Genomic DNA, 23,818 nt, shown 5'->3' on the forward strand with positions numbered 1-23,818 from the left:
TCACGACGCCTGACAAAACCGTAGCGAGCAGCTGCGCGGCGTGGCCGAGAAGCGCAACCGTACTAGAGTACGGTGAGCATCGCCGGCCGCGCCCCGCTGCGCGCAGCAGGTTTGGTCAGGTGTTAATGAATAGGGTGGGTGCGGAAGTGATCGCCCTCTTCGCCTTCATCATCTTCATCGCCATGGTCATGGCCGTGTGCGCCATGCACGTGGCCATGGGCGATTTCTTCGTCGGTGGCTGCGCGCACATCAGCGACGGTCAGCGAGAAGCGCAGCGCGATGCCGGCCAGTGGATGGTTACCGTCCAGCACGACCTTGTCGTCGGCGATATCAGTGACCGTGAAGATCATCGCTTCTTCATCCGGCGAATCGCTTTCCGGCATGCCTTCGAACTGCATGCCCACTTCCAGCGGCTCAGGCAGGCGATTGCGCGGCTCGACCTTCACCAGGGCTGGATCGTATTCACCGAAAGCATCATCCGGTTCGATCTGGATCGTGTTGGAATAGCCAACTTCCTTGCCGTCGAGCTCTTCTTCGATCTTCGGCAGGGTGTTTTCATAATCACCGTGCAGGTAGACCATAGGCTGACGGCCGTCTTCGATCAGATTGTCTTGCGCGTCTGACAGTTTGTAGTTGACAGTCACGACCGTATTTTTGGCAATCTTCATTATGCTTCCTTTCATTGTATAAGCTGGCAAATTATACCTTCACGCCGCCAACGGCAGGCGCATTCCTGCATTTCCGGTTGTTATAATGGGCGCATGAAAAAATTAACTCTCCTCGGCGATATCACGCCGGCGCAATTCCTGCGCGACTACTGGCATAAAAAACCCTTGTTGATCCGTCAAGCTGTGCCTGGTTTCAAGGCACTGTTCGATTTCAAGGCCCTGGCCGAGCTGGCTACCCTGGACCACGTCGAATCGCGCCTGGTCAGCCATGCGGATGGCCACTGGAACATGCAGCAAGGTCCATTGACCAGCCTGCCCTCGCTGAAACAGAAGGAATGGACCTTGCTGGTACAGGGCGCCAACTTGCACAGCGCCAAGGCCGACGCCCTGCTGCGCCAGTTCCGTTTCCTGCCGGACGCGCGCCTGGACGACCTGATGGTCAGCTTCGCCACCGATGGCGGCGGCGTGGGCCCGCATTTCGATTCGTATGACGTGTTCCTGCTGCAAGGCCAGGGCAAACGCCACTGGCGCATCGGCGCGCAGAAAGACCTGAGCCTGATCGACGGCTTGCCGCTGAAAATCCTCAGCAACTTCACGCCCGACGAGGAATTCACGCTGGAACCGGGCGACATGCTGTACCTGCCTCCCCACTACGCGCACGACGGCGTGGCCATCGGCGACTGCCAGACGTATTCGATCGGCTTCCGCTCGCCATCGTTCCAGGAACTGGGCGAAGCCTTCCTGCAATTCATGGCCGACTCGATCGACTTGCCGGGCATCTATAGCGATCCGGACCTGAAGGCGTCGGGCAAGCCGGCGGAAATCCCCCGTGAAATGCTCAGCACCATCACGGAAGAAATGAACAAGGTGCGCTTCACGGAAGAAGATGTGACCATTTTCCTCGGTGAACACCTGTCGGAACCCAAGCACAATGTATTTTTCACGCCGCTGTCCAAGCCGCTGACGGTGGGCCGCTTCGCGGACGCCGCACAGAAAAAGGGTGTCGTGTTGTCGCGCAAGACGCTGATGCTGTATCGTGGCAAGAATGTCTTCATCAATGGCGAATCGTTTGCCATTGGCAAGGCCGATAAAACGGCCCTGGAAACCCTGGCCAACGAACGCGCCCTTGATGGCACAGCCGTAGCCCAGGCTTCCGATGACGTGATGGATGCCTTATATACCTGGTATCAGGATGGCTGGATCGAACTGGCTTGAATGGGTGCAGCGTAGTAAAAGTGGTATTACAGCAGGGGGAATATCGGCATCTGCGCTAGCGCAATAAAACATATTATTTTTATATCGTTTTGTCGCGCTTTCGCAAATCGCTTACACTTGCTTGCAATTTGCTTCGGCAAATATTGCGATATCACAAAATAGTTGCGAATTTGCCTCTTGCTCCTATTGCGACGCACCAAAAATCGCTATAATATTCGGTTAGGAAGTTTCCGTTGTCTGGCAGGCACCACCTGGTACGAAAAGCCTTCGAAGACGACCTAACGAGCGATAATTACCGGTAATTATTCATCGCAACAATATTGATTTATTTTTTGAAATAATTAAGGAAAACAAATGAAAAAATCCCTGCTGATCGCCTCCCTGATGGTTGTTGCTCTGGCTGCTTGCAGCAAAAAAGAAGAAGCTCCTGCACCAGCACCAGTAGTTGAAACCCCAGCACCAGCACCAGCAGTTGAAGCTGCTCCAGCTGCTGCTGCTGACGCTGCTGCTTCGGCCGCTACCGACGCTGCTGCTGCTGCTTCGGCTGCCGCTTCGGCCGCTACCGACGCTGCTTCGGCTGCTTCGGCTGCTGCATCGGCTGCTAAGTAATTTAGCACCCTGCACTAAAGAAAGCCGGCCTTCGGGCCGGCTTTTTTATTGGGCAAACGCCCAAGCAAACCTACCGCGCCGCGCTTTGCGGCCTGCGATGTTCACCGTACTCAAGTACGGTTACGCTTCTTGGCCACCAATCACTGTCGCTCGCCACGGTTTTGCTGGACGTCGCAAACACCTATTGCACACCCAAAATAAAAAGGCTGACCCGGTTTTTACCGGGCCAGCCTTTTTTATGATGTGTGACAGCTTTTGATAGCCGCCACTCAGCGAACCTTATTTCAACTGGTCGTTCAGCAGACCCAGGATCTTCTCTGCCACTGGCGAGACGTCCGGCTGGCCTTCGTTGCTGAGGATGCTGACCAGGCTGGTCGCGCCATTGCCGGCCTTGACCAGAACGCGATAGCGCTGCGCGCCCTTGTCCTTGTCGGACGACGAGCCCCAGCTGAACAGTTTCGAGAAGAAGCCATCTTTCTTGACGGCATCCGGATCGACGTAACGCACGAAATACGTGCCTTGCGTGCGGTCGCGGTCTTCCACGGTGAAGCCAACGCGGTCCAGTGCCAGGCCGACGCGGCGCCAGGCGCGGTCGAAACTTTCATCGACTTCGATGGCGCGCGCCGGCGTGGCGGCGTCGCCCACCAGCTTGGCGTGTTGCGGCTGCACGATGGCGGCATCGACAGCCGTCTTCGCCTGCGCATCGTCGCTGGCCGCGCCCAGACGCGTCATCAGCTTGGCGAGGAATTGCGCTTCCAGGCCCGGATCGTTCGGACGCGCGGTCCAGGTGGTGGTTTCCTTGTCGCGGCCCGTGACAACCTCTTCCACGCCACGGTGGCTGATGTAGATCTCGGTCGAACCATCGGCCAGGCGCTCCACGCGGGTACGGTATTTATCTTTTTCACCGCTCGAATACAGGCCGTCGAAAGCCTTGCCGATGGTGCTGCGAATAAAGTCCTGCGGGATCTTGGCGCGGTTTTCGTTCCACTCTGTTTCCATGATGCCAGCCGTCGGCTGGTCGATGGCGATGGTAAAGCCCGAATCTTCCCAGAATTGCTTGAGCTGCGGCCACAGCACTTCAGGCGACTGCTTGACGACCAGCCAGCGCTGGTTGCCCGCGCGCTCGACCTTCACGCCGCCTGCCGTGACAGGCACGACGCCCACCACGCCGTCGGCGCCCACGACGACGGGCGTACCGGCCGTGGCGTTGCGCTGCGCGTTGTAGCCGGAAGCCGTGGCCACGCCATTTTTCGAATCCGGCAAGGAATAACGGTTGTCCTGCTGCAATTGCGTCAGGTCAGGCGGCACGTCCAGGGTGCCGGCTTTCTTGACCGACTTGTAGTCGACCTTGTCGCCACCGACTACCGAACTGATCATGCCACAGCCCGCGAGGCTGGCTGCGACGGCGCCGATGACGATGCCGCGGACGGCGATGGTGGCAGGCGCCGATTTGGTTTTCTTGCAATTAGTCATGTCGTAACTGGATAAGAAGCTAAGTAGCAGCTGGAATCAGGGAAGGTCCGGACTGGTCGAGTCCGGGCTTGAAGTTCGGCTTAAGACAGGATGCCAGCGTCGCGCAAGGCATCGCGCACGGTGGCATGGCAATTCTCAGCCAGCGGCACCAGTGGCAAGCGTATGCCGGCTGGCATCAGGCCCATTTCGGCCAGCGCCCATTTGACGGGCACCGGGTTGGGCTCGACAAACAATTTCTGGTGCAAAGGAAAAACTTTGTTATTGATGGCAATCGCCGTGGCGCGTTCGCCCGCCATGGCCGCGACACACATGTCGTGCATGGCGCGCGGCGCGACGTTGGCCGTCACGGAGATATTGCCGTGGCCGCCGCAGAACATCAGCGCCATGGCGGTCGGATCATCGCCCGAGTACACGGCGAAGTCGGCCGGCAAGAGACGCAGCAGGTCGATGCCGCGGCCGATATTGCCGGTCGCATCTTTCACGCCAACGATATTCGGGATGGCGGACAGGCGCACGATGGTTTCGTTGCTCATGTCGGCAACCGTGCGGCCAGGTACGTTGTACAGGATGACGGGGATGTCGACGGCTTCGGCGATGGCCTTGAAGTGCTGGTACATGCCTTCCTGGGTAGGACGGTTGTAGTACGGCACCACTTGCAAGACAGCATCGGCGCCCGCTTCTTTCGCGTAGCGCGTCAGTTTGATGGCCTCGGCCGTGGAGTTGCCTCCGGCGCCGGCGATGATAGGAATGCGTCCCTTGGCATGTTCGACGGTCAACTGGATCAGTTCGCAGTGTTCTTCCACGCTGACTGTTGCCGATTCGCCCGTCGTGCCAACGATGACGATGCCGTCCGTACCCTCGGCGATATGCCAGTCGATCAGCTTGCGCAGGCCTGGAAAGTCCAGACTGCCGTCTGCGTGCATCGGGGTGACGATTGCTACAATGCTGCCCTTGATCATAGTAAGTTTATAGCGCCGATAAATAAAACAACGATTGTAGCGGATAGCCCGCGCCTGTGGTGCATTCTGACATAGTATGGCCGCTCAAAACGTCGGCAGCAGGGCTGCCAACCGTGGAAAATCCGGCCGGACGGCACAAATTCGTTGCACCAGAGCAGCTTTTGGCTGTTCCACGCGCCCATCCTCATACGCTACCACACGCAAGCCGTGCTGGACCGCCCAGGTCAGCATTTCGCCTTCCTTCAGCAGGAACTTCGGATTCGACGGCTTGCCGAACTGCTCATTGCCTTCAGCAAACGTTTCATACAGCAGCACGCCATCGGGCGCCAGGCTGGCAATCATGGCTTCCAGCAGGGGCCGGTGCAGGTAATTGGTGACGACGATGCCGGCAAAACGGCCGGGAGCGAAAGGCCATACGGCGCCCTGCGCTTCCAGATCCACCAGCGACGTGGTGATGCCCGTGCCAGCCGCCTTTTCCAGCATTTCCGGATCATGGTCGAGCGCGATCACGGGGTGGCCCAGGCTTACCAGGTGGCGCGCGTGGCGGCCCGCGCCGCAGGCCAGGTCCAGCACTTCGCCGCCGGGGATCAGGGGCGCCCAGCGGCGCAGCCAGCCGGAAATCGCTTCGGTTTCTAATATTGGTTCAGTTACTTGCATCGGTACTTCCATCAATTATTTGCGTCCATCCAGTTGCTTGCATCAAGTCAACAGGGCCGTCAGGGGCGTGACCAGGGTGACAAAAATGCCAATGACAAATTCGATCGCCGCCAGCAAGGCGCGGTTCAATACGCCCGTGTACATCAGCAGCACCAGGGCGCCGAAGACATACAGGCTGTAGCGCTCGATACTGGCGTAAGGACGCGCCAACTGCATCGGCAGCAAGCCCGTCATGATGCGTCCGCCATCGAGGGGCGGCACGGGAATCAGGTTAAAGACAAACATGGCCGCATTCACGCTGACGCCGGCGCCCGCCATCTTGCGGAAAAACATGCCCATTTCCGTCGGCGGCATCACGCTGAGCACGACAAAGGCGATCATCCAGCCCAGGCCCATGACGAAATTGGCGCCAGGACCGGCAAACGCCACCCAGGCCATCTGCTTCTTCGGATTGCGCAGGCGGCTGAAATCGACAGGCACCGGCTTGGCATAGCCGAACGGCACCTGGATCGTGAAATACAGCATCAGGGGCAGCAAGATCGTGCCGAAAGGGTCGATATGCCGGATGGGATTGAGGCTCAGCCGGCCTTCGTTTGAGGCCGTGGGATCACCGAAATAACGGGCGGCATAGCCATGCGCCGCCTCATGCAGGGAAATGGCAAACAGCACCGGCACCAGGTAGACCGCAACGGTCTGGACTATCGTATTGAAATCGCTCATGACCGCGATTCTACCAGAGGCGAACTAGGCTCTTTCTTACGTTGCCATTAAGAACAGATGAAGAACGGCGCCAGAACAGGCCTGCGATGCCGCCTACAAACCCAGCACGACCGGGTCGCCGCGCCCCACGCGCACCACTTCCGGCTCCGCTCCCGTCAGGTCGATCACGGTGCTGGGGCCATGCGCGCAGACGCCGCCATCGATGATCAGGTCGACCAGTTTTTCCAGTCGCTCGCGGATCGTGTCGGCATCCGTCAGGCTGTCTTCATCGCCGGGCAGGGTCAATGTCGCGCCCAGCAGCGGCTGACCCAGCTCTTCCAGCAGGCATTGCACGATGCGGTGCTGCGGCACGCGCAGGCCGATGGTCTTGCGCGAAGGATGGCTGAGGCGGCGCGGCACTTCCTTCGTCGCTTCCAGGATGAAAGTGTAGGCGCCCGGCGTGGCCGCCTTGAGCAGGCGGAACTGGCGGTTGTCCACGCGGGCATACACGCCCAGCTCGCTCAAGTCACGGCACAGCAAGGTTAAATGGTGCTTTTCATCCACGCCACGGATGCGGCGCAGGCGCTCGACGGCGCCCTTGTCGTCGAGCTGGCACACCAGCGCGTAGCAGGAATCCGTGGGCAAGGCCACGACGCCGCCGGACTGGATGATTTGCGCCGCCTGCTTGATCAGGCGCAATTGCGGATTGTCAGGGTGAATCTGGAAAAATTGACTCATGTGTAAGCGTTCTGGCGAACCAGCTTGTTAAGTTAGCATTATTGTACGCCGCGTAGCGCGGCGATGCGTTGTTCTAGGGGCGGATGGGTGGCGAACAGCGCGCCCCAGCCGCCATTACCGCCGCTGATGCCCAGCGCCTGCATCGATTGCGGCAGCTCGCCCGGCGGCACACCGCCCAGGCGGGCCAGCGCATGCATCATCGGCGTGGGGCTGCCCAGCAGCTTGGCGGAACCGGCGTCGGCGCGGAATTCGCGCTGGCGCGAAAACCAGGCCACGATGATGGAAGCGAGCAAGCCGAAGATCACTTCGCACACCATCACGGTCACAAAGTAACCGATGCCGCGCCCGCCGCCTTCGCGGTTGTTATTTTTCAACAGCACGTTATCGACAAAGAAACCCACCACGCGGGCCATGAAGACGACGAAGGTATTCACCACGCCCTGGATCAGGGTCAGGGTCACCATGTCGCCGTTTGCGACGTGGGCGATCTCGTGGCCCAGCACGGCTTCGACTTCATCGCGGTTCATGCTTTGCAGCAAACCGGTGGAGACGGCCACCAGCGCGGAATTCTTGAAGGCGCCCGTGGCAAACGCATTCGCGTCGCCCTCGTACACGGCCACTTCCGGCATGCCGATGCCGGCCCGCTCGGACAAGGCGCGCACGGTATTGACCAGCCACAATTCCGTCGACGACGTCGGGTTGTCGATCACGCGCGCGCCCGTGCTCCACTTGGCCATCGGCTTGCTGATCAACAATGAAAAGATCGAACCCGTGAAGCCCACCACCAGTGAAAACACCAGCAGGCTGCCCAGGTTCAAGGTGCTGCCGCGTGCCGGATTGCCCACGCCCAGCAAACTGAGTACGAGCGACAGCACCAGCATCACGGCCAGGTTGGTTGCGATAAACAGGACGATACGTTTCATGGGCGATGGCTCCGGATGACTATGTATAACAAGAATAACAAAAAGATATGCGCGCTAACGCAGATTTCAAGCAGCGACACGACGGCGCATCGGCAGCCAGGAAAATCGTCGCGAGCGGCAGTGATTTGTGGCCGAGAAGCGCAACCGTACTGGAGTACGGTGAGCATCGCCGGCCGCAAAGCGCGCCGCGCAGCAGATTTGCCTGGCTGTCAGCTAAAACCAGTCGTGCCAGATCGGGGTGACGCTGGCTGGCAAAGGCGGCAGCATGGCAAAATCCACGCGCGACTCGCCCGGCGCATGGAAATCCGTGCCGCGCGAGGCGAGGAAGCCGTAAGCGTTGGCCAGTTGCGCGTATTCCGGATACTGGTCCGGACTGTGGCTGCCCGTAACGACTTCGATGGCCACGCCGCCGAGTTGTTTGAATTCATCGAACAGCACGCCTTGCGCCATGTCGCTGAAACGGTAGCGGCCCGGATGGGCGATGACGGCCACGCCGCCCGCGCCGCGTATCCAGCCCACCGCTTCGGCCAAGGTAGCCCAGCGGTGCTCGACGTAGCCCGGCTTGCCTTCCGACAGGTATTTCTTGAACACGTCGGGAATGTTCGCGCATTTGCCCATTTCCACGATGTAGCGGGCAAAGTGCGTGCGCGACATCAGGTCCGGGTTGCCGACGAATTTCAAGGCCCCTTCATAGGCATCGGGGATGCCGGCCAGGTCCAGCTGGCGGGCAATCTCGCGGCCGCGCGCGTCGCGCCCGGAACGCGTCTGGTGCAAGCCCTGCACCAGACCCGGATTGTTTTCATCGACTTGCAAGCCGACGATGTGCACGGTTTCGCCGGCCCACGTAATGGAAATTTCCACGCCGGCCACGAAGCGCATGCCCAGGTCCAGCGCGGCCGTGCGCGCGGCGGCGATACCGGACACTTCATCGTGGTCCGTCAACGCCCACACGTCGACGCCCGCCTTGCGTGCGTGCGCAGCCACGGCGGCGGGGGACAGCACGCCGTCGGAGATATTCGAATGACAATGCAGGTCGACTTTAAGCATGTGAAAACAATACCCTGCACGGGCTCAGCATGGAAGAAGTTTTCATTGTACGCTGCTTGTCAAATAGCGCTGCAGCGTTCCCGACACACATCAGGCCAAAAAGGCTTCCACCAGCCTTGCCAGTGCCTGCGGCTGGTCATGATGCAGCATGTGGCCCGCATCGAGCATCATCTCGCAGCGCACATCCTTGATACAGGCCAAACGCCGGTCGATCTCAACGCGCGCCTGCTCCTTGGGCCCCATCCATTGCCACATATTCGTGTCATCGGCCTCCACCCACAGCACGGGCGCCGTGATGCGGCGCCAGCAGGCCATCACCTCTTCCACCTGGTACAGGACGGGATTGACGCGCTTGTGCTGCGGGTCGCCCATGATGTCCCACTCGCCCGCCTCGTTCTGCGCCGACCAATGTTCGGCGAGAAAAGCCGCGCGCTCGTCCGGCAGGCGCGGATTGGTCTTTTGCAGGCGCTCTGCCACGGCCTGTTGCGTGGGATAGCTGCGCATGGCGGGCGGCTCGCGCAATTCATCGAGCCACTTGGCGTAGCGGCCCGGCGCCTGCTCCGGCTTGGTGGCCATCATGCCGAAGCCTTCCAGGTTGATGAAGCGGCTGATGCGCTCGGGCCGCACGCCCGCGTACAGGCCGGCCACGTTGGCGCCCATGCTGTGGCCCAGCAGGTTGACGGGCGCGTCCGGCGAATAGTGCAGCAGCATGGCGTCCAGGTCGGCCAGGTAGTCGGGGAACCAGTAGGTATCCGATTGCGTGTAGTCGCTGAGGCCAAAGCCGCGCCAGTCGGGCGCGATCACGTGCCAGTCGCCCTGCAACTCGTCGACGACGAACTGGAACGAGGCGGCCACGTCCATCCAGCCATGCACCATGAACAGGATGGGCGCGCCTTCGCGGCCCCAGTGGCGCACATGCGTGCGGGCGCCGCGGATGTTGATGAATTCGGAACGGGAAAGTTTCATGGGTTTCATCGGATGCCTGCCTTGAAAGTGGCGCAGATGGCGCCACATGCTGTGTCTGTAGATAGGGCGCGCATAAAAGTACGACCGTTCGATAATTATACCGGATTAACGCCCGGCGCTCGGACTTGCCCTGCAACAGCGTAAAATAGCGCAAAACTTCCGCGTCCGGCCGTGCCCGGCGCTTCCACCACCGCCACAGGCTAACGATGACACTCTACCAATTGGGCGCCGATGCGCCACAGATTGATGCTTCCGCTTTTGTTGCCGACACGGCCAATGTGATCGGCAAGGTGACCCTGGAAGCGAATACGTCCGTATGGTTCGGCGCCACGATTCGCGGCGACAACGAACGCATCACCGTGGGCGCCAACAGCAATGTGCAGGAAGGCGCCGTGCTGCATACGGACCCGGGCTACCCGCTCGACATCGGCCAGAACGTCACCATCGGCCACCAGGCAATGTTGCATGGCTGCACGATCGGCGATGGCGCCCTGGTCGGCATCCAGGCCGTGATCCTGAACGGCGCGAAGATCGGCAAGAACTGCCTGGTCGGCGCGGGCGCGCTGGTCACGGAAGGCAAGGAATTTCCCGACAATATGCTGATCATCGGCTCACCGGCGAAAGCCGTGCGGGCCCTGACGGCAGACGATATCACCAGGCTACAAGGCAACGCCGTGAACTATGTGCAACGCGGCCAGCTATTTAATACGCAACTCAAGAAGATTGGATAAAAGAATGACGACTGAAACCACGGGCGCAGTCAGCGCAGCCCTTACCGGCCAGGATACCCTGCAAAAATTTATTTTCGACAACGCCGCCGTGCGCGGCCAGTTCATCGACGTTTCCGGCACCTGGCAGGAAGTGGTGTCGCGCCACGCCTACCCGACGGCCGTGAAAAAAGTGCTGGGCGAAATGGTGGCTGCCGCCGCCCTGCTGTCGGCCAACCTGAAATTCAACGGTTCCATCATCATGCAGATCCACGGTGACGGTCCCGTGCGCCTGATGGTGGTCGAGTGCGATTCCGACCTGCGCCTGCGCGCCACGGCCAAGCTGGACCCGGACGCCACGATTCCCGACGTGGCCACCGTGCCGCAGCTGCTCAACGCCACGGGCAAGGGCCGCTTCATCATCACCCTGGACCCAGCCGACAAGGTGCCCGGCCAGCAACCGTACCAGGGCATCGTGCCGCTGGACGGCGACGACATGGCCACCGTGATCGAAAACTACATGTTGCGCTCGGAACAGCTCGATACGCGCCTGTGGCTGGCCACGGACGACACCGTCTCGCGCGGCCTGCTGCTGCAAAAGCTGCCGCACCATGGCGGCAAGGCCGAAGCGACGCCCGTCTCGGAAGAAGATGCGCTGGACACGTGGAACCGCGCCGTGATGCTGGCGTCGACCCTGAAAGAGGCGGAAATCCTGTCGACGGACATCGATACCCTGATGCAGCGCTTGTTCTGGGAAGAAACGATCCGCGTCTTCGACCCGCTGCACCCGAGCTTCCATTGCACTTGCACGCGTGAAAAAGTGGGCAATATGCTCAAGATGCTGGGCGAGGAAGAAGTCAACAGCACCCTGGACGAAGTGGGCCTGGTGGGCGTGAACTGCGATTTCTGCGGCCAGCACTACGAATTCGACAAGGTCGATTGCGCGCAACTGTTCATCACGGATGCGCCGGCCGAAGTGCTCATCCCGCCAGCCGCCAGCATTAACTAATTGTAATAATCTCCGCGCCGCCCCTCAGGCGGCGCAATTGTTTCTACTGTCATCTTCCCGTCATCAGTTCGTCATCAGCCCGTCACGCGCCGCCGTTACGCTGCGCAGCTTGTATTACTTCCCACTTTCCACAGGCTGATGATGACCACCCACTTGACGCTGGCCCTGCGCCGCCATTCCTTTCACGTGTTGCTGGGCGCTTGCGTTGCGGGCTTGAGCCTGCCGGCCCTGGCGCAAACGGCCGTCGCCGCCGCCGTGGCGTCCGCCGCCACCGACATGGCCGCTGCTGCTGCCCCGGCTGCCGAAGACAATGCCCCGATCACCACCGTGGAGATTTCCTCGCGCAAGACGCGTTCTTCCGTCGCCCTGAGCAAGAGTGAAATACAGAAAATCCTGCCCGGCACGAATCCCCTGAAAGCCTTGCAAACCTTGCCCGGCGTCAGCTTCCAGACGGCCGATCCATGGGGCAACAACGAGCAGAACCTGTCGCTGTTCGTGCATGGCTTTTCCGGCCAACAACTGGGCTACACCATGGACGGCGTGCCGCTGGGTGACCAGCAGTACGGCAACTACAACGGCCTGTCGCCGCAGCGCGCCGTGATCAGCGAAAACGTGCGCAGCGTCGTGCTGTCCTCAGGCGCGGGCGACCTGGCCACGGCGTCGACCAGCAACCTGGGCGGCACCATCGAAACCTATTCCAGCGACCCGCTGGCCACGCAGGGCGCCAGCGTGCAGCAAACCGTGGGCAGCCACCGTACCTCGCGCACGTTTGCCCGCTACGACACGGGTGCCTTCGGCGACGGCAGCAGCGCCTATTTTTCCATCCTGCACCACGAAGCGCGCGCCTGGGACTTCGATGCGCGCCAGGGCGGCGACCAGTTCAACGCCAAGTACGTCAACCGCAGCGAGGCGGGCAAGCTGACCCTGTTCTTCAATTACTCGGACAAGATCGAACCGAACGAGGACAGCACCGTGCACGTGGCCGGCGAAACGAGCTCGCCATACACGCGTCCCTTCCTGTATCCGGATTTCAAGGCGGCCCTCAACTACCTGTCGCCGACGGGCGCGACGCCTGCCGCCGACGGCAACAATTACCGCAATTACTACAGCGATGCGCAGCGCACCGATTACCTTGCCTACGCCAAGTTCGACGCCAATTTGTCCGAGGGCATGACGTGGTCGAATCAGGTGTATTACCACAAGGATGACGGCGCGGGCGTGGTAGCCGGCCCCATCGGCGTGGCCGGCTTGCCGGGCCTATTCAGCGTGTACTACCCGAAGCAGAACCTGAAGGAAGTCTTCGGCAACTCGGGCTACGCCGTGCGCACGACGGAATACGACATCAAGCGCGGCGGCTTCATTTCCACCCTGCGCAAGGAAATCGGCGAGCACCAGCTGGAAGCGGGCTTGTGGCTGGAACAGAACCGCTCGTCCGCCTACCGCCGCTGGTATGCGCTGGACGTCAACAACCCGACTTCGCCGTACGACCGCCCCAGCAATCCATTGATCACGCAATACGGCAGCGAGATCGACAACAAGGTGGTGCAGCTGCACTTGCAGGATGAATGGCGCATCCGCCCCGATATCGCCCTGCAGGCCGGCTTCAAGTCCAGCCTGCAGTTTGCCGATGGCCAATTCCCCGTGCAGCCGGCCAAGGGCGCCATTTCCGGCGGCTCGACGGCCTTACCGGTCGGTACCATCAACACGAAAAAATGGTTCCTGCCGCAAGTGGGCGCGCGCTGGGACTTCACGCCGCAAGACCAGCTGTACTTCAATATCCAGAAGAACATGCGCCAGTTCGTCACCTACGGCGGCGGCGGCGCCTCGCCGTGGAGCTTGTCGAGCCAGGCCGCGTTTGATTTGTTCAAGCGCGATGCCAAGCCGGAAACGGCCCTCACCTATGAAGTGGGCGTGCGCGGCAGCCACGCCTTGAACCTGGGCGCCATCACGGCCATCGATGGCCAGGTCAATGTGTACCACGTCGATTTCAGCAACCGCTTGCTGCAGATCAGCCCGACGCCCGTGATTTCCTCCATCATTGGCGGCAACCCCGTGCTGGCCAACGTGGGCAGCGTGCGCACGGACGGCATCGATATCGCGGGCACCGTCCACTTTGGCAATAATTTCTCGTTCTACAATGCCCTGTCGTACAACCGCTCGCAGTACGCGGACAATTACAACAATGGCGCCGCGCTGGTGCTGACGGCGGGCAAGAACGTGCCAGGCTCGCCGGAATGGCTGAACAAGTTCGTCGCTTCCGCCACGGTTGGCGATATCGAAGTGCAACTGACGGGAGACTATGTGGGCAAGCGCTACGCGACGTACACCAACGATCTGTCCGTGCCCAGCTATTTCCTGATGGGCCTGGGCGTGTCGGGCAAGCTGCCGGCCATGGCCGGCTGGCTGAAAAATCCGCGCTGGAGAGTGAACGTCAGCAACCTGGCCAACCGCGAAGGTTCGCTGAACGTGGTGGTCGGCGCAGCCGACAAGACGTACAACACCTTCCCGATCGCCCCGCGCCAGGGTTTCCTGACCTTGACGGCGGATTTCTGATGCGCGCGCCCGCTCTACCCCAACGTCACTTTTCGCGCCGCAGCTTCGTCCAGGCGGCCGCCGGCGGCCTGGCGCTGGCCGCCGCACCCGGCTTCGCGGCCGGCCTGCTGGAGACAAAGCCAAGCCGTCCGCTCGTGTTCGCCCACCGGGGTGCCAGCGCCCTGCGCCCTGAACACACGCTGGCATCGTACGCCAAGGCCATCCTCGACGGCGCCGACTACGTGGAGCCGGACCTGGTCGCCACGCGCGACGGCATCCTCGTGGCGCGCCATGAAAGCAACCTGATCGACACCACCGATGTGGCGCGCCGTCCCGAGTTCGCCAGCCGGCGCGGCAAGAAGCTGGTCGATGGCGAATGGCACGAGGGCTGGTTCGTCGACGACTTCACCCTGGCCGAACTGAAAACCCTGCGCGCCATCGAGCGGCTGCCGAAAGTACGCACCGGCAACACCTTATACGATGGACAATTCCAGATCCCGACGTGGGAAGAAATCATCGATTTTGTTGCAGCGCAATCGGCCGCCAGCGGGCGCATCATCGGCCTCGTGCCGGAACTGAAAAGCTCGACCTACTTCCGCGATGCGGGCCTGGCGCTGGAAGACCGTTTCCTGTCGACCATGCTGGCGCACGAGTACACGCGCCGCGCACCGATCGAGATCCAGTCCTTCGAAGTGGCGAATCTGAAATACTTGCGCGAGAAGCTGGGACGGCGCGCCAACGTGCGCCTGATGCAGCTGGTGGTGGGCGGCGATGTGCGCCCGATGGATGTGGCCAAGGCGGGCGGCAAGCTGACCTTCGGGCAGATGATCACGCCGTCCGGCCTGCGCGACATCGCCGCCTACGCGGACGTGGTGGCGCCGCCCACGCGGGGCGTCATCCCATTGGGCGCCGACCAGCGCCTGGCAAAACCTTCGTCCATCGTCGACGATGCGCACCAGGCGGGCCTGCTCCTGCACACGTGGACCTTCCGTCCGGAAAACCGTTTCCTGGCGGCCGACTTCCGCGACGGCAATGGCGAGAATGCGCGCAACGAGGCCGGTTCCGTGGCGGAAATGCGGCGCTATATCGAGACGGGACTGGACGGCTTTTTCAGCGACGATCCGGGTCTGGGACGCATCGCCGTCGGATAAACATTTCGTAACAAATTCATTTTCAGGGCGTGGCCGATGGCTACGCCCTTATTATGCGTTTCTTGAATTTCTGAAATTGGAATTTGAAATTGGACGCATATCGCAAACTCCATTATTGTGCAATGCAACAACAGACCATTCATGGAGGGCATATGTCCACTTTTACCAACACCTACAGCAACGACAACGATAACTACTTCAGCAACCTGGGCCGCGCCACGCGCGCCTTCCTGGGCGCCCTGCTCGCTTCCAAGCCATACAGCGAACTGGCGCAGAAGGAAGTCATCGCCAGCAGCGTCACCGATGAAGAACAGCGCTATGTGCGCCCAAGCAAGCGCGATTTCGCCCTGCTGAACTCGGAAGCGAACCGCTACGAAAAGCTGATGCCGAATCTGGCCGCAGAACTGCGCTTCCTGGCGTCGCGCGGTTAAAAAACGTTCATGGCGGCGTTGCCTGCGCCTCGCCGTACTGACGTACTGTCTTCGGCTTGGCGCCTGGCCCTGGACGTTTTTTTAGCTCACTAAATATTAACAAGGAATTTTTATGATGTTTCTCGAAACCGCATTGATCGCCGTGGCCGTCGTGGTCACCGGCATCCACTTTTACCTGATCACGACCGGCAAGGCCCGTTTCTGATCAGCAAGCAGCAAGGCAGTAGCAGCACGCCGCGCCATGCGTGTGCAGCAGTACAAGGTAATAAGTACAAGGTAGTCACGTGATATGTCAGCCTGGCAATCGGTCCAGGCTGGCAAGTGGGAAGTAATACTGTCTTAATGTGGCGCAGCAGCGTCCACCGGCGTTTCCAGCAGTGGCGGGGTCTGGCCCTTGCGCACGATCTGCACGAAAATCTCATTCTGTTTGACCATGCCCAGCTCATAGCGGGCACGCTCCTCGACGGCGCCCGTGCCATCTTTCAGGTCGCGCACTTCGGATTCGAGCTTGGCGTTTCGCGCCTTCAATTCCACGTTCTTCTTGTTGGCCACCGCCACTTGGGCTTCCATGTCGGCAACACGCAGCCAGCCGCCTTTACCCAGCCAGAGGGGAAATTGTATCAACAGCAGCAGGGCTGCCAGGGCGAGCGTAATCAGGCGCATGGGGCATTCAGTTAAAAAACCGGCCGGAACATCTCCGGCCGGCCAGTGGGTTTTACATCAGCTTACTTCAGATTATAGAACGCATCGCGACCAGGGTAGCTGGCGATGTCGCCCAGGTCTTCCTCGATACGCAGCAGCTGGTTGTACTTGGCCATGCGGTCCGAACGCGACATCGAGCCGGTCTTGATCTGCAGGGCGTTGGTGGCAACGGCGATATCGGCGATGGTCGAGTCTTCCGTTTCGCCCGAGCGGTGCGAAATGACGGCCGTGTAACCGGCGCGCTTGGCCATTTCGATGGCGGCGAAGGTTTCCGTCAGGGTGCCGATCTGGTTGATCTTGATCAGGATCGAGTTCGCGATACCTTTCGAGATGCCTTCTTTCAGGATCTTGGTGTTGGTGACGTACAGGTCGTCGCCGACCAGTTGCACTTTCTTGCCCAGTTCCGCCGTCAGGATCGCCCAGCCGTCCCAGTCGCCTTCATGCATCGCGTCTTCGATCGAGATGATCGGGTACTTGTCGCACCAGGTCGCCAGCAGGTTGGTGAATTCGGTGGCCGTCAGGCTCAGGCCTTCGCCTTCCATTTCATACTTGCCGTTCTTGTAGAACTCGGACGCGGCGCAATCGAGGCCGATGGCGATCTGCGTGCCTGGCTCGTAGCCCGCTTCTTCGATGGCCTGGATGATCAGCTTGATGGCTTCTTCATGGTTGGCCAGCGATGGCGCGAAACCGCCTTCGTCGCCCACGTTGGTGTTCAGGCCCTTCTTGTGCAGGATCTTTTTCAGCGTGTGGAATACTTCCGCGCCGTAGCGGACGGCTTCCTTGAACGACGGGGCGCCCACGGGAATGATCATGAATTCCTGGATGTCCAGGTTGTTGTCGGCGTGCGCGCCGCCGTTGATGACGTTCATCATCGGCACTGGCATCTGCATGGCGCCCGAACCGCCGAAATAGCGGTACAGCGGCAAGCCCGCTTCTTCAGCGGCAGCCTTGGCGACAGCCATCGAGACGGCCAGGATGGCGTTGGCGCCCAGGCGCGATTTGTTTTCCGTGCCGTCCAGGTCGATCAGGGTACGGTCCAGGAAAGCCTGTTCATTGGCGTCCAGGCCCATGATGGCTTCGGAGATTTCGGTGTTGATGTTTTCGCATGCTTGCAGCACGCCCTTGCCGAAGTAGCGCTTGGCGTCGCCATCGCGCAATTCCACGGCTTCGCGCGAACCGGTCGAGGCACCCGACGGCACGGCCGCACGGCCCATCACGCCCGATTCCAGCAACACATCGCATTCGACGGTCGGGTTACCGCGCGAGTCCAGGATTTCGCGACCGATAATATCAACAATAGCACTCATGTCATTCTCCAAAGTTAAGCGTAACAGGGGCTGCACACTGCGTTCTGATGCGCAATTGCACAAAGTGGGCAAAGAAACTCCCGGCGGAGACTATCAGGCCGGGAGCTGTCTTACAGGTAATACTGTCGCTATCGACCGGCGTTATTCAGCGACGGCGTTGGCTTCCTTGTGCGCCAGCGCTGCCTTGATGAACGAGGTAAACAACGGATGGCCGGTGCGTGGCGTCGACTTGAACTCAGGATGGTATTGCACGCCCATATACCATGGGTGGGCATTCTCACCCGTGCGTGGCAATTCCATGATTTCGCACAAATCTTCGCTCGGCGTACGGGCCGACACGATCAGGCCAGCCGCTTCGACACGGGCCAGGTAGTGATTATTGGCTTCGTAGCGATGGCGGTGACGCTCGGTCACCACGCTGCCGTAGATCTCGGCGGCGAGGGTGCCCGGATTGACGGCGCAGGTCTGCGCGCCCAGGCGCATGGTACCGCCCAGGTCCGAGTTTTCATCGCGCAACTCGACTTTACCATCGTGGTTTTGCCACTCATTGATCAGTGCAACGACAGGTTGATCCGTATCAAGGTCGAACTCGGTCGAATTCGCGTTTGGCATGCCTGCCTTGTTGCGCGCGTATTCGATCAGGGCCACTTGCATGCCCAGGCAGATGCCCAGGTAAGGGATCTTGTTTTCACGGGCGAACTGGGCCGCCTTGATCTTGCCTTCCACGCCGCGCTTGCCGAAGCCGCCCGGTACCAGGATGGCATCGTACTTGCCCAGATTGTCGCAACCGGTCGTTTCGATTTCTTCCGAATCGATGTACTCGATGTTGACGCGGCTTTCCGTGTGGATGCCGGCGTGGCGCAGCGCTTCGATCAGCGACTTGTACGACTCGGTCAGCTCGACATACTTGCCGACCATGCCGACGGTGATTTCCGCCTTCGGGTGCTCCATCGTGTAGATCAGCTTGCTCCAGATCGACAGGTCGGCCGGTGCCGGATCGAGGTCCAGCGCGTCGCAGATGATCTTGTCGAGGCCCTGGTCGTGCAGCATTTGCGGCACTTTGTAGATGGTGTCGACATCCCACACGGAAATGACGGCGTCTTCCTCGATGTTCGAGAACAGCGAGATTTTCGCGCGCTCGTCTTCCGGGATGGCGCGGTCGGCGCGGCACAGCAGCGCGTTTGGCAAGATGCCGATTTCGCGCAGCTTTTGCACCGAGTGCTGGGTCGGCTTGGTTTTCAGTTCACCGGCCGAGGCGATGTAAGGCACCAGGGTCAGATGGACGAAAGCCGTGTTCTTGCGGCCGGCGCGCAGGCTCAGCTGACGCGCCGCTTCCAGGAATGGCAGCGATTCGATATCGCCGACGGTGCCGCCGATTTCGCACAGGGCCACGTCGTAGCCTTCGGCGCCACGGCGGATGTAATCCTGGATTTCATTGGTGATATGCGGAATCACCTGCACGGTCTTGCCCAGATATTCGCCCCGGCGTTCCTTGCGGATCACCGATTCATAGATCTGGCCAGTGGTGAAGTTATTCACCTTTTTCATGCGGGTGGAGATGAAGCGCTCGTAGTGACCGAGGTCGAGGTCGGTTTCGGCCCCGTCATCGGTGACGAATACTTCACCGTGCTGCATAGGGCTCATCGTGCCAGGATCGACGTTGATATACGGGTCGAGCTTGAGCATGGTGACTTTAAGGCCGCGCGATTCGAGGATCGCGGCGAGGGAGGCGGCGGCAATCCCTTTTCCAAGGGAAGACACAACGCCACCAGTGACGAAGACAAATTTGGTCATTGCAGATGGTGCCGAACGGCACGTGCGGGAAATTGAAATTATACACTAAAGCCCGCCTGCGTCGCTCCCCGCGCGCGGAAATTTGCGCCAAATGACGACTATCCCTCCCCCTCCTGCTGTCTACGCACAACAAAATTACCCAATAACAATAATTGAAATATTTCCAATTCCATATTTTGTGTGGGAGACCGAACAGACCCTGCCACGGCATACGTCCAGACTGGAATTTTTCAACGGAGGTACATCATGAGCTACGAAGAACGCGACGCCTACGGCATGTATGTCAACCGCGGCCACAAAGGCCCCGGCCCTGAACTGATGGGTGCAGACACCCTGATCGGCGACCATGTGCACAACGCCAAGGATGAACACCTGGGCGAAATCAAGGAAATCATGATCGACATGCGCAGCGGCAAGATTGCCTACGCCGTCATGTCGCACGGCGGCGTCTTCACCATCGGCGAAAAGCTGTTCGCCGTGCCGTGGGAAGCGCTGCTGCTCGACACCGTCAACAAGCGCTTCACCCTCAACGTCGACAAGGAACGCATCGAAAACGCGCCCGGCTTCGATACGGATAACTGGCCGAACATGGCCGATACCACATGGGTCAATTCCATCCACAGCTATTATGGAACGACACCGCGCGAGTATTAATTAACCCCTAAGCGGAAGGCCGGGGTCGTACCCTGCAGGGTACGACCCCAGTATTTGCACTGGGGTTTAACTAAAACCGGTACTCCAGTCCCGCCACATACGTCCTGCCCCGCGCCGTACTCATCGGCGTATTGTCGTTCGACTGCGACGGCATCGAGTTCAAGCGGTTCAGCGCTTCCGAGTAATTCTTGTCCATGGCGTTCTGCACCGACAGGCGCAGGAACAGGTTTTTCGTCACCTGGTAACTCGCATACAGGTCGATCACGGCCGGGATCTTCGGATTGTCGGCCTTGAGTACTTCGCCCGTCGCTTCATCGGCTTCATTCTCCGGCGACAAACGGCGGTTCGAGCCCGTGTGCTTGAGGATGGCGCCCACTTCCAGCTTGTTGTCCAGCAGGCGCGTGCCCACGTCGAGGTTGTAGTACACGCTGGGCAGCTCGCTGATGTCGGCCGCGCCAAACCAGGCGCTGGCGATCGACGTGGGCTGGCGCGTCGTTTCGCGCGTGTACGACAGGCGCGCATACGCCGGGCCCAAGTGATATTGCGCCTCCAGCTCCCAGCCGCGCGAATACACGGGCGTGGCCGAGTTAATGTAGATATACATATTGGTCACATATTCATCCACATTCTGCCAGTCCTTAGCGATCACTTCCGCGATATTGCACTTGCGCCCGCTGTCGCACACGAGGAAAGATTGGCTGGTGATATAACCGTCGATCTTGCTCTTGAAATACAAGGCCTTGAAGTTCAGCACATCGTTCTTGCTCAGCAAGCCATGCAGGCTGGAATTGAAACCCAGCTGGTAGGTGCTGGCCCGCTCGCCCTTCAGGAAGGGGTTCATCGACGCCCCGCCGTCATTCGAGAAAAACACTTCCTGCGGATTCGGCCCGCGCATAGTGCGCTCGGCGCTGGCAAACGGCTGAAACCATGGCGTCACCTGCGCGGAAACGAGCAGCGAGGGATTGATGCCATGCTCCTTGAGCGCAATATTGCTTGCCCCTTGCGGGAAGCACTGCACGCGCAAATCGCAGGCGGGCTTGTGGCCCGTCAAATCAAAGTGCGTGTAGTTGAGGCCCGCATTGACTTGAACAATGCCGCGGTTGTATTGCAGGCCCGCATACAGGCTGTTGATCTTTTGCACGCCCTCGGGGCCGAACGTATTGTTTTCAATCGATTGCTGGTTCGCATCCGGGTTGTCCGGATCGTCGACCAGGCTTTCCACGTGCTTGCTGTATTTATTACGCATCAGCTTGCCGCCAATGGTCACCAGCGCATCGCCGCCGGCCAGTCTGAAGCTGCTGGTGTTGTTGATGTCGAAGGCGTCGGCGCGGTTGGCCGCATTCGTGTTGATGAAATTGGTCAGCGCCTCGGGCATGTATTTCTGGTTGCCGCGACTGCTGCTGGCCACCACATTGAGATCGATCAACTCGGAAAACGGCGTGTAGTGATATTTTACGTAGTAGTCATCGCTGTGGATATCGCGGCGCGTAAACGTGCTGCGGTAATCGCGCGCCGACAGTTCCAGCGCATGGAAGTCGCTCAATTTGAGGTCCAGCTTGAGCAATTGCGACTTGGGTTTTTGCTTGTAATAGCGGTTGTAGCCAAAACCGAATTCCTCGCTGTTGACGCCCTTCGCATTCTTGTAGTTGTTGCCGATCACGCTAGCGCTGGTGGCGGCCATGAAGCCCACGCTGCCGCCATCGAAGGCAGGGTTTTTCATGCCCACGGCCAGCATGGCGCTGCGGCCCACGCCGTTATTGCCGGTCCACATCTTCGTACGCGCCCCCGTTTTTTCCCCGGCGAAGACGACGTCATCGACGCCGATGGTGCGGAAATTGGCGCTGCCGGCCAGCGCATTGACGCCGTCGCCGCCGACGACATTGCCACGCGACACATCCACGCCGATGATGAAATTCGGGTCGATCAGGGCGCCGAACTGGCTGCTGGGCACGCCTCCGTGCGACACGGACGAGGGTGCGCTGCCATAGTAATTCTGACTCACGCCATCGACCATCATGTTGACGCGCCCCAGGCCCGACAAGCCGCGGATGTTGACGCTGACGGCGCCCTGCGCCGGATCGATCTGGGTAAACGTGCCCGGCATGCTGCGCACGATCTGGTCCACGGGCTGCAAGCGCGTGTCCGGCCCGCGCGCACTGACGGCGCCCGGTTTTTCCAGCGCCTGCTGTTCCGCCGGCACCGTTTCACCCGATACATTCAATGGTGGAAATTCCACCTTGCCACTGTCTTGGACTTGTTGCGCCCATGCCTGCTGCGCGAGCAAAGCCATGCAGATGCCCACGGCCTGCGTCATTGTCTTGATATGCATACACCCTCGATTTGTTATGGATAGATTTTTGAATGAAAAACAATCGGCATCCTCATGCCTTGTCCTGTCCTGGCTCCAGCTTGAATGAGACGGGCAAGGTGACGGTCACCGTGCCCTGGTGCAGGACGTTATCGGGTGGCGCCGGCAACGGTTGCGCGCGCTCAAGCACTTGCAGCGCTTCGCGGTCGAGCAGCACCGTGCCCGATGAAGTGACCAGTTCGCTGGCCAGCAATTTGCCCTCGCGGTCCACCTGGAAGCGCACCCAGGCGGCGCCAGCCCGCTTGCGCTGGCGCGCATCGCCCGGATAGCGCTTGAAGTGGGCCAGATGGCTGAGCACGCGGCTTTGCCAGCTGGCCGGCGCCGCGCTGCTTGACGGCGTGTCGCTATTGAACGGCGCCGCCTGCGGACCGCGCATGGCGGCGGGCGCCGGCGTGGCGCTGCTGCTGGCTTGCGCCGGCAAGGATGCTTCCTGCGCGGCATCCCTGCCCGGCTCCGTCGATGGGCTGGCAGCCGCCTTTTCCTCTTTTTCCGCCGCGACGATCTCCGGCGCGGCGGCGCGCGCCAGCACGGGCAACGCCTCTTGCGGGATGGCGCTCCTTGGCGGCCGGGCCGAGCTGGAGGCAGCCGACTGGCGCGCGCCCACAGCATGCGCGACCTGTGTTTCCGGCGACATCGCTTGCGCGGCAAACACCACCATCACGCTGGCCGCCGGGCTGGCGGGCGCCACGGTAACGGAATGCCAGCTGGCCCACAGCAGCAACGCCAGCATGCCCGCTACCACCAGCGCCGTGGCGATGCCCCAGTTCAATACGGGGCGCGGATTCACCCACCCTCCCGGCCGACCAGGCCCACTTTCAGATAACCGGCCTGGCGCAGGGCATCCATCACGCCCAGCACGTCTTCATACGCCGCTTGCTTGTCAGCCTGGAAAAACAGGGTGCGCTGGCGGTCGCCGCCCGTCTGGGCGTCAAGCAAACCGCCCAGCTGCTCGCGCGCCACGGGCGACTCGCCCAGATACAGGCTGTGGTCCGCTTTCAGGGAAACGAACAGGGGCTTTTCGGGGCGCGGTTCCGGCTTGGCTGTGGCGGCCGGCAAGTCGATTTTCAGGTCGACCGTGGCCAGCGGCGAGACCACCATGAAGATGATCAACAGCACCAGCATCACATCGATGAAGGGCGTGACATTGATCTCGCTCAACTCAGGCATGTCGGCCGTGTCGTCGTCCGGGGAAGGAAAGAGGCTGGCCAT

At 60.5% G+C, this 23,818-nt stretch carries 23 protein-coding genes; 8 read left to right on the forward strand and 15 right to left on the reverse strand.

Features of this window, described 5'->3' with window-relative positions; all coding sequences use genetic code 11:
- Nucleotides 1–122 precede the first annotated feature (122 nt).
- A complete protein-coding gene (locus tag CSQ91_RS14170) occupies nt 123–668 on the reverse strand; it encodes an FKBP-type peptidyl-prolyl cis-trans isomerase (RefSeq protein ID WP_034783360.1) in 546 nt (181 codons plus the stop codon).
- 93 nt (nt 669–761) lie between these two features.
- Here CSQ91_RS14170 and CSQ91_RS14175 point away from each other — a divergent pair, with 93 nt between their 5' ends.
- Both CSQ91_RS14175 and CSQ91_RS14180 read left to right on the forward strand, forming a co-directional pair.
- Nucleotides 762–1,883: a cupin domain-containing protein gene (locus CSQ91_RS14175; RefSeq protein WP_034783359.1), complete on the forward strand. Its 1,122-nt coding sequence runs from the start codon at nt 762–764 to the stop codon at nt 1,881–1,883.
- 354 nt (nt 1,884–2,237) lie between these two features.
- Nucleotides 2,238–2,492: a hypothetical protein gene (locus tag CSQ91_RS14180; protein WP_034783358.1), complete on the forward strand. Its 255-nt coding sequence runs from the start codon at nt 2,238–2,240 to the stop codon at nt 2,490–2,492.
- 279 nt (nt 2,493–2,771) lie between these two features.
- Here CSQ91_RS14180 and bamC read toward each other — a convergent pair whose 3' ends face one another.
- From bamC to CSQ91_RS14220, 8 genes are all read right to left on the reverse strand, one after another.
- On the reverse strand, nt 2,772–3,965 hold the full coding sequence (gene bamC / locus CSQ91_RS14185) for an outer membrane protein assembly factor BamC (protein ID WP_099388777.1): 1,194 nt from the start codon (nt 3,963–3,965) through the stop codon (nt 2,772–2,774).
- A gap of 80 nt (nt 3,966–4,045) precedes the next feature.
- On the reverse strand, nt 4,046–4,924 hold the full coding sequence (gene dapA, locus CSQ91_RS14190; protein WP_099388778.1) for a 4-hydroxy-tetrahydrodipicolinate synthase: 879 nt from the start codon (nt 4,922–4,924) through the stop codon (nt 4,046–4,048).
- Nucleotides 4,925–5,008: 84 nt separating this feature from the next.
- Entirely contained in the window at nt 5,009–5,581 is a 573-nt protein-coding gene (locus CSQ91_RS14195) for a class I SAM-dependent methyltransferase (RefSeq protein ID WP_070281200.1), read from the reverse strand.
- A gap of 42 nt (nt 5,582–5,623) precedes the next feature.
- On the reverse strand, nt 5,624–6,301 hold the full coding sequence (locus CSQ91_RS14200; protein WP_034783349.1) for a site-2 protease family protein: 678 nt from the start codon (nt 6,299–6,301) through the stop codon (nt 5,624–5,626).
- A gap of 93 nt (nt 6,302–6,394) precedes the next feature.
- Entirely contained in the window at nt 6,395–7,018 is a 624-nt protein-coding gene (locus tag CSQ91_RS14205) for an L-threonylcarbamoyladenylate synthase (protein WP_099388779.1), read from the reverse strand.
- Nucleotides 7,019–7,056: 38 nt separating this feature from the next.
- Nucleotides 7,057–7,941 (reverse strand): protease HtpX, encoded by an 885-nt coding sequence (htpX, locus tag CSQ91_RS14210; protein WP_035821167.1) that lies wholly within the window; start codon nt 7,939–7,941, stop codon nt 7,057–7,059.
- A 213-nt stretch (nt 7,942–8,154) separates the two neighbouring features.
- Nucleotides 8,155–8,988 (reverse strand): 3',5'-nucleoside bisphosphate phosphatase, encoded by an 834-nt coding sequence (locus CSQ91_RS14215; RefSeq protein ID WP_070281204.1) that lies wholly within the window; start codon nt 8,986–8,988, stop codon nt 8,155–8,157.
- 90 nt (nt 8,989–9,078) lie between these two features.
- Nucleotides 9,079–9,954: an alpha/beta fold hydrolase gene (locus CSQ91_RS14220; RefSeq protein ID WP_099388780.1), complete on the reverse strand. Its 876-nt coding sequence runs from the start codon at nt 9,952–9,954 to the stop codon at nt 9,079–9,081.
- A 206-nt stretch (nt 9,955–10,160) separates the two neighbouring features.
- Here CSQ91_RS14220 and CSQ91_RS14225 point away from each other — a divergent pair, with 206 nt between their 5' ends.
- The 5 genes from CSQ91_RS14225 to CSQ91_RS14245 all read left to right on the forward strand — a co-directional run bounded on the left by CSQ91_RS14225 (nt 10,161) and on the right by CSQ91_RS14245 (nt 15,784).
- Nucleotides 10,161–10,685, forward strand: a complete 525-nt coding sequence (locus tag CSQ91_RS14225; protein WP_099388781.1) for a gamma carbonic anhydrase family protein — start codon at nt 10,161–10,163, stop codon at nt 10,683–10,685.
- 4 nt (nt 10,686–10,689) lie between these two features.
- Nucleotides 10,690–11,670, forward strand: a complete 981-nt coding sequence (hslO, locus tag CSQ91_RS14230) for an Hsp33 family molecular chaperone HslO (RefSeq protein WP_099388782.1) — start codon at nt 10,690–10,692, stop codon at nt 11,668–11,670.
- 138 nt (nt 11,671–11,808) lie between these two features.
- Nucleotides 11,809–14,223, forward strand: coding sequence for a TonB-dependent receptor (locus tag CSQ91_RS14235; protein WP_257217352.1), 2,415 nt, complete (start codon nt 11,809–11,811; stop codon nt 14,221–14,223).
- On the forward strand, nt 14,223–15,353 hold the full coding sequence (locus CSQ91_RS14240) for a glycerophosphodiester phosphodiesterase (protein WP_099388783.1): 1,131 nt from the start codon (nt 14,223–14,225) through the stop codon (nt 15,351–15,353). Before CSQ91_RS14235 ends, CSQ91_RS14240 begins: the two co-directional genes overlap by 1 nt.
- A 152-nt stretch (nt 15,354–15,505) precedes the next feature.
- Nucleotides 15,506–15,784, forward strand: a complete 279-nt coding sequence (locus CSQ91_RS14245; RefSeq protein ID WP_034783329.1) for a hypothetical protein — start codon at nt 15,506–15,508, stop codon at nt 15,782–15,784.
- Between the two features lie 339 nt (nt 15,785–16,123).
- Here CSQ91_RS14245 and ftsB read toward each other — a convergent pair whose 3' ends face one another.
- The 3 genes from ftsB to CSQ91_RS14260 all read right to left on the reverse strand — a co-directional run bounded on the left by ftsB (nt 16,124) and on the right by CSQ91_RS14260 (nt 19,587).
- Nucleotides 16,124–16,447 carry a cell division protein FtsB gene (ftsB, locus tag CSQ91_RS14250; RefSeq protein WP_010400534.1) on the reverse strand — a complete coding sequence of 108 codons (324 nt, stop codon included), beginning with the start codon at nt 16,445–16,447 and terminating at the stop codon, nt 16,124–16,126.
- 62 nt (nt 16,448–16,509) lie between these two features.
- Nucleotides 16,510–17,793, reverse strand: coding sequence for a phosphopyruvate hydratase (eno, locus tag CSQ91_RS14255; protein ID WP_034750709.1), 1,284 nt, complete (start codon nt 17,791–17,793; stop codon nt 16,510–16,512).
- Between the two features lie 141 nt (nt 17,794–17,934).
- Nucleotides 17,935–19,587 carry a CTP synthase gene (locus CSQ91_RS14260; protein WP_034783327.1) on the reverse strand — a complete coding sequence of 551 codons (1,653 nt, stop codon included), beginning with the start codon at nt 19,585–19,587 and terminating at the stop codon, nt 17,935–17,937.
- Between the two features lie 246 nt (nt 19,588–19,833).
- Between CSQ91_RS14260 and CSQ91_RS14265 the strand changes: the two genes are divergently transcribed.
- Nucleotides 19,834–20,241, forward strand: a complete 408-nt coding sequence (locus CSQ91_RS14265; RefSeq protein WP_035821190.1) for a PRC-barrel domain-containing protein — start codon at nt 19,834–19,836, stop codon at nt 20,239–20,241.
- A gap of 70 nt (nt 20,242–20,311) precedes the next feature.
- Here the strand turns inward: CSQ91_RS14265 and CSQ91_RS14270 are convergent, their stop codons facing one another.
- Genes CSQ91_RS14270 through exbD form a run of 3 tightly spaced genes read right to left on the reverse strand, consistent with a single transcriptional unit; the run spans nt 20,312 to nt 23,818 of the window.
- Nucleotides 20,312–22,570, reverse strand: coding sequence for a TonB-dependent receptor domain-containing protein (locus CSQ91_RS14270; protein ID WP_099388784.1), 2,259 nt, complete (start codon nt 22,568–22,570; stop codon nt 20,312–20,314).
- A gap of 52 nt (nt 22,571–22,622) precedes the next feature.
- On the reverse strand, nt 22,623–23,396 hold the full coding sequence (locus CSQ91_RS14275) for an energy transducer TonB family protein (protein ID WP_099388785.1): 774 nt from the start codon (nt 23,394–23,396) through the stop codon (nt 22,623–22,625).
- Nucleotides 23,393–23,818: a TonB system transport protein ExbD gene (exbD, locus tag CSQ91_RS14280; protein WP_052140202.1), complete on the reverse strand. Its 426-nt coding sequence runs from the start codon at nt 23,816–23,818 to the stop codon at nt 23,393–23,395. The genes CSQ91_RS14275 and exbD overlap by 4 nt, the downstream gene beginning before the upstream one ends.

The sequence above is a fragment of the Janthinobacterium sp. BJB301 genome, assembly GCF_002735685.1.
Taxonomy (GTDB): Bacteria; Pseudomonadota; Gammaproteobacteria; order Burkholderiales; family Burkholderiaceae_D; genus Janthinobacterium; species Janthinobacterium lividum.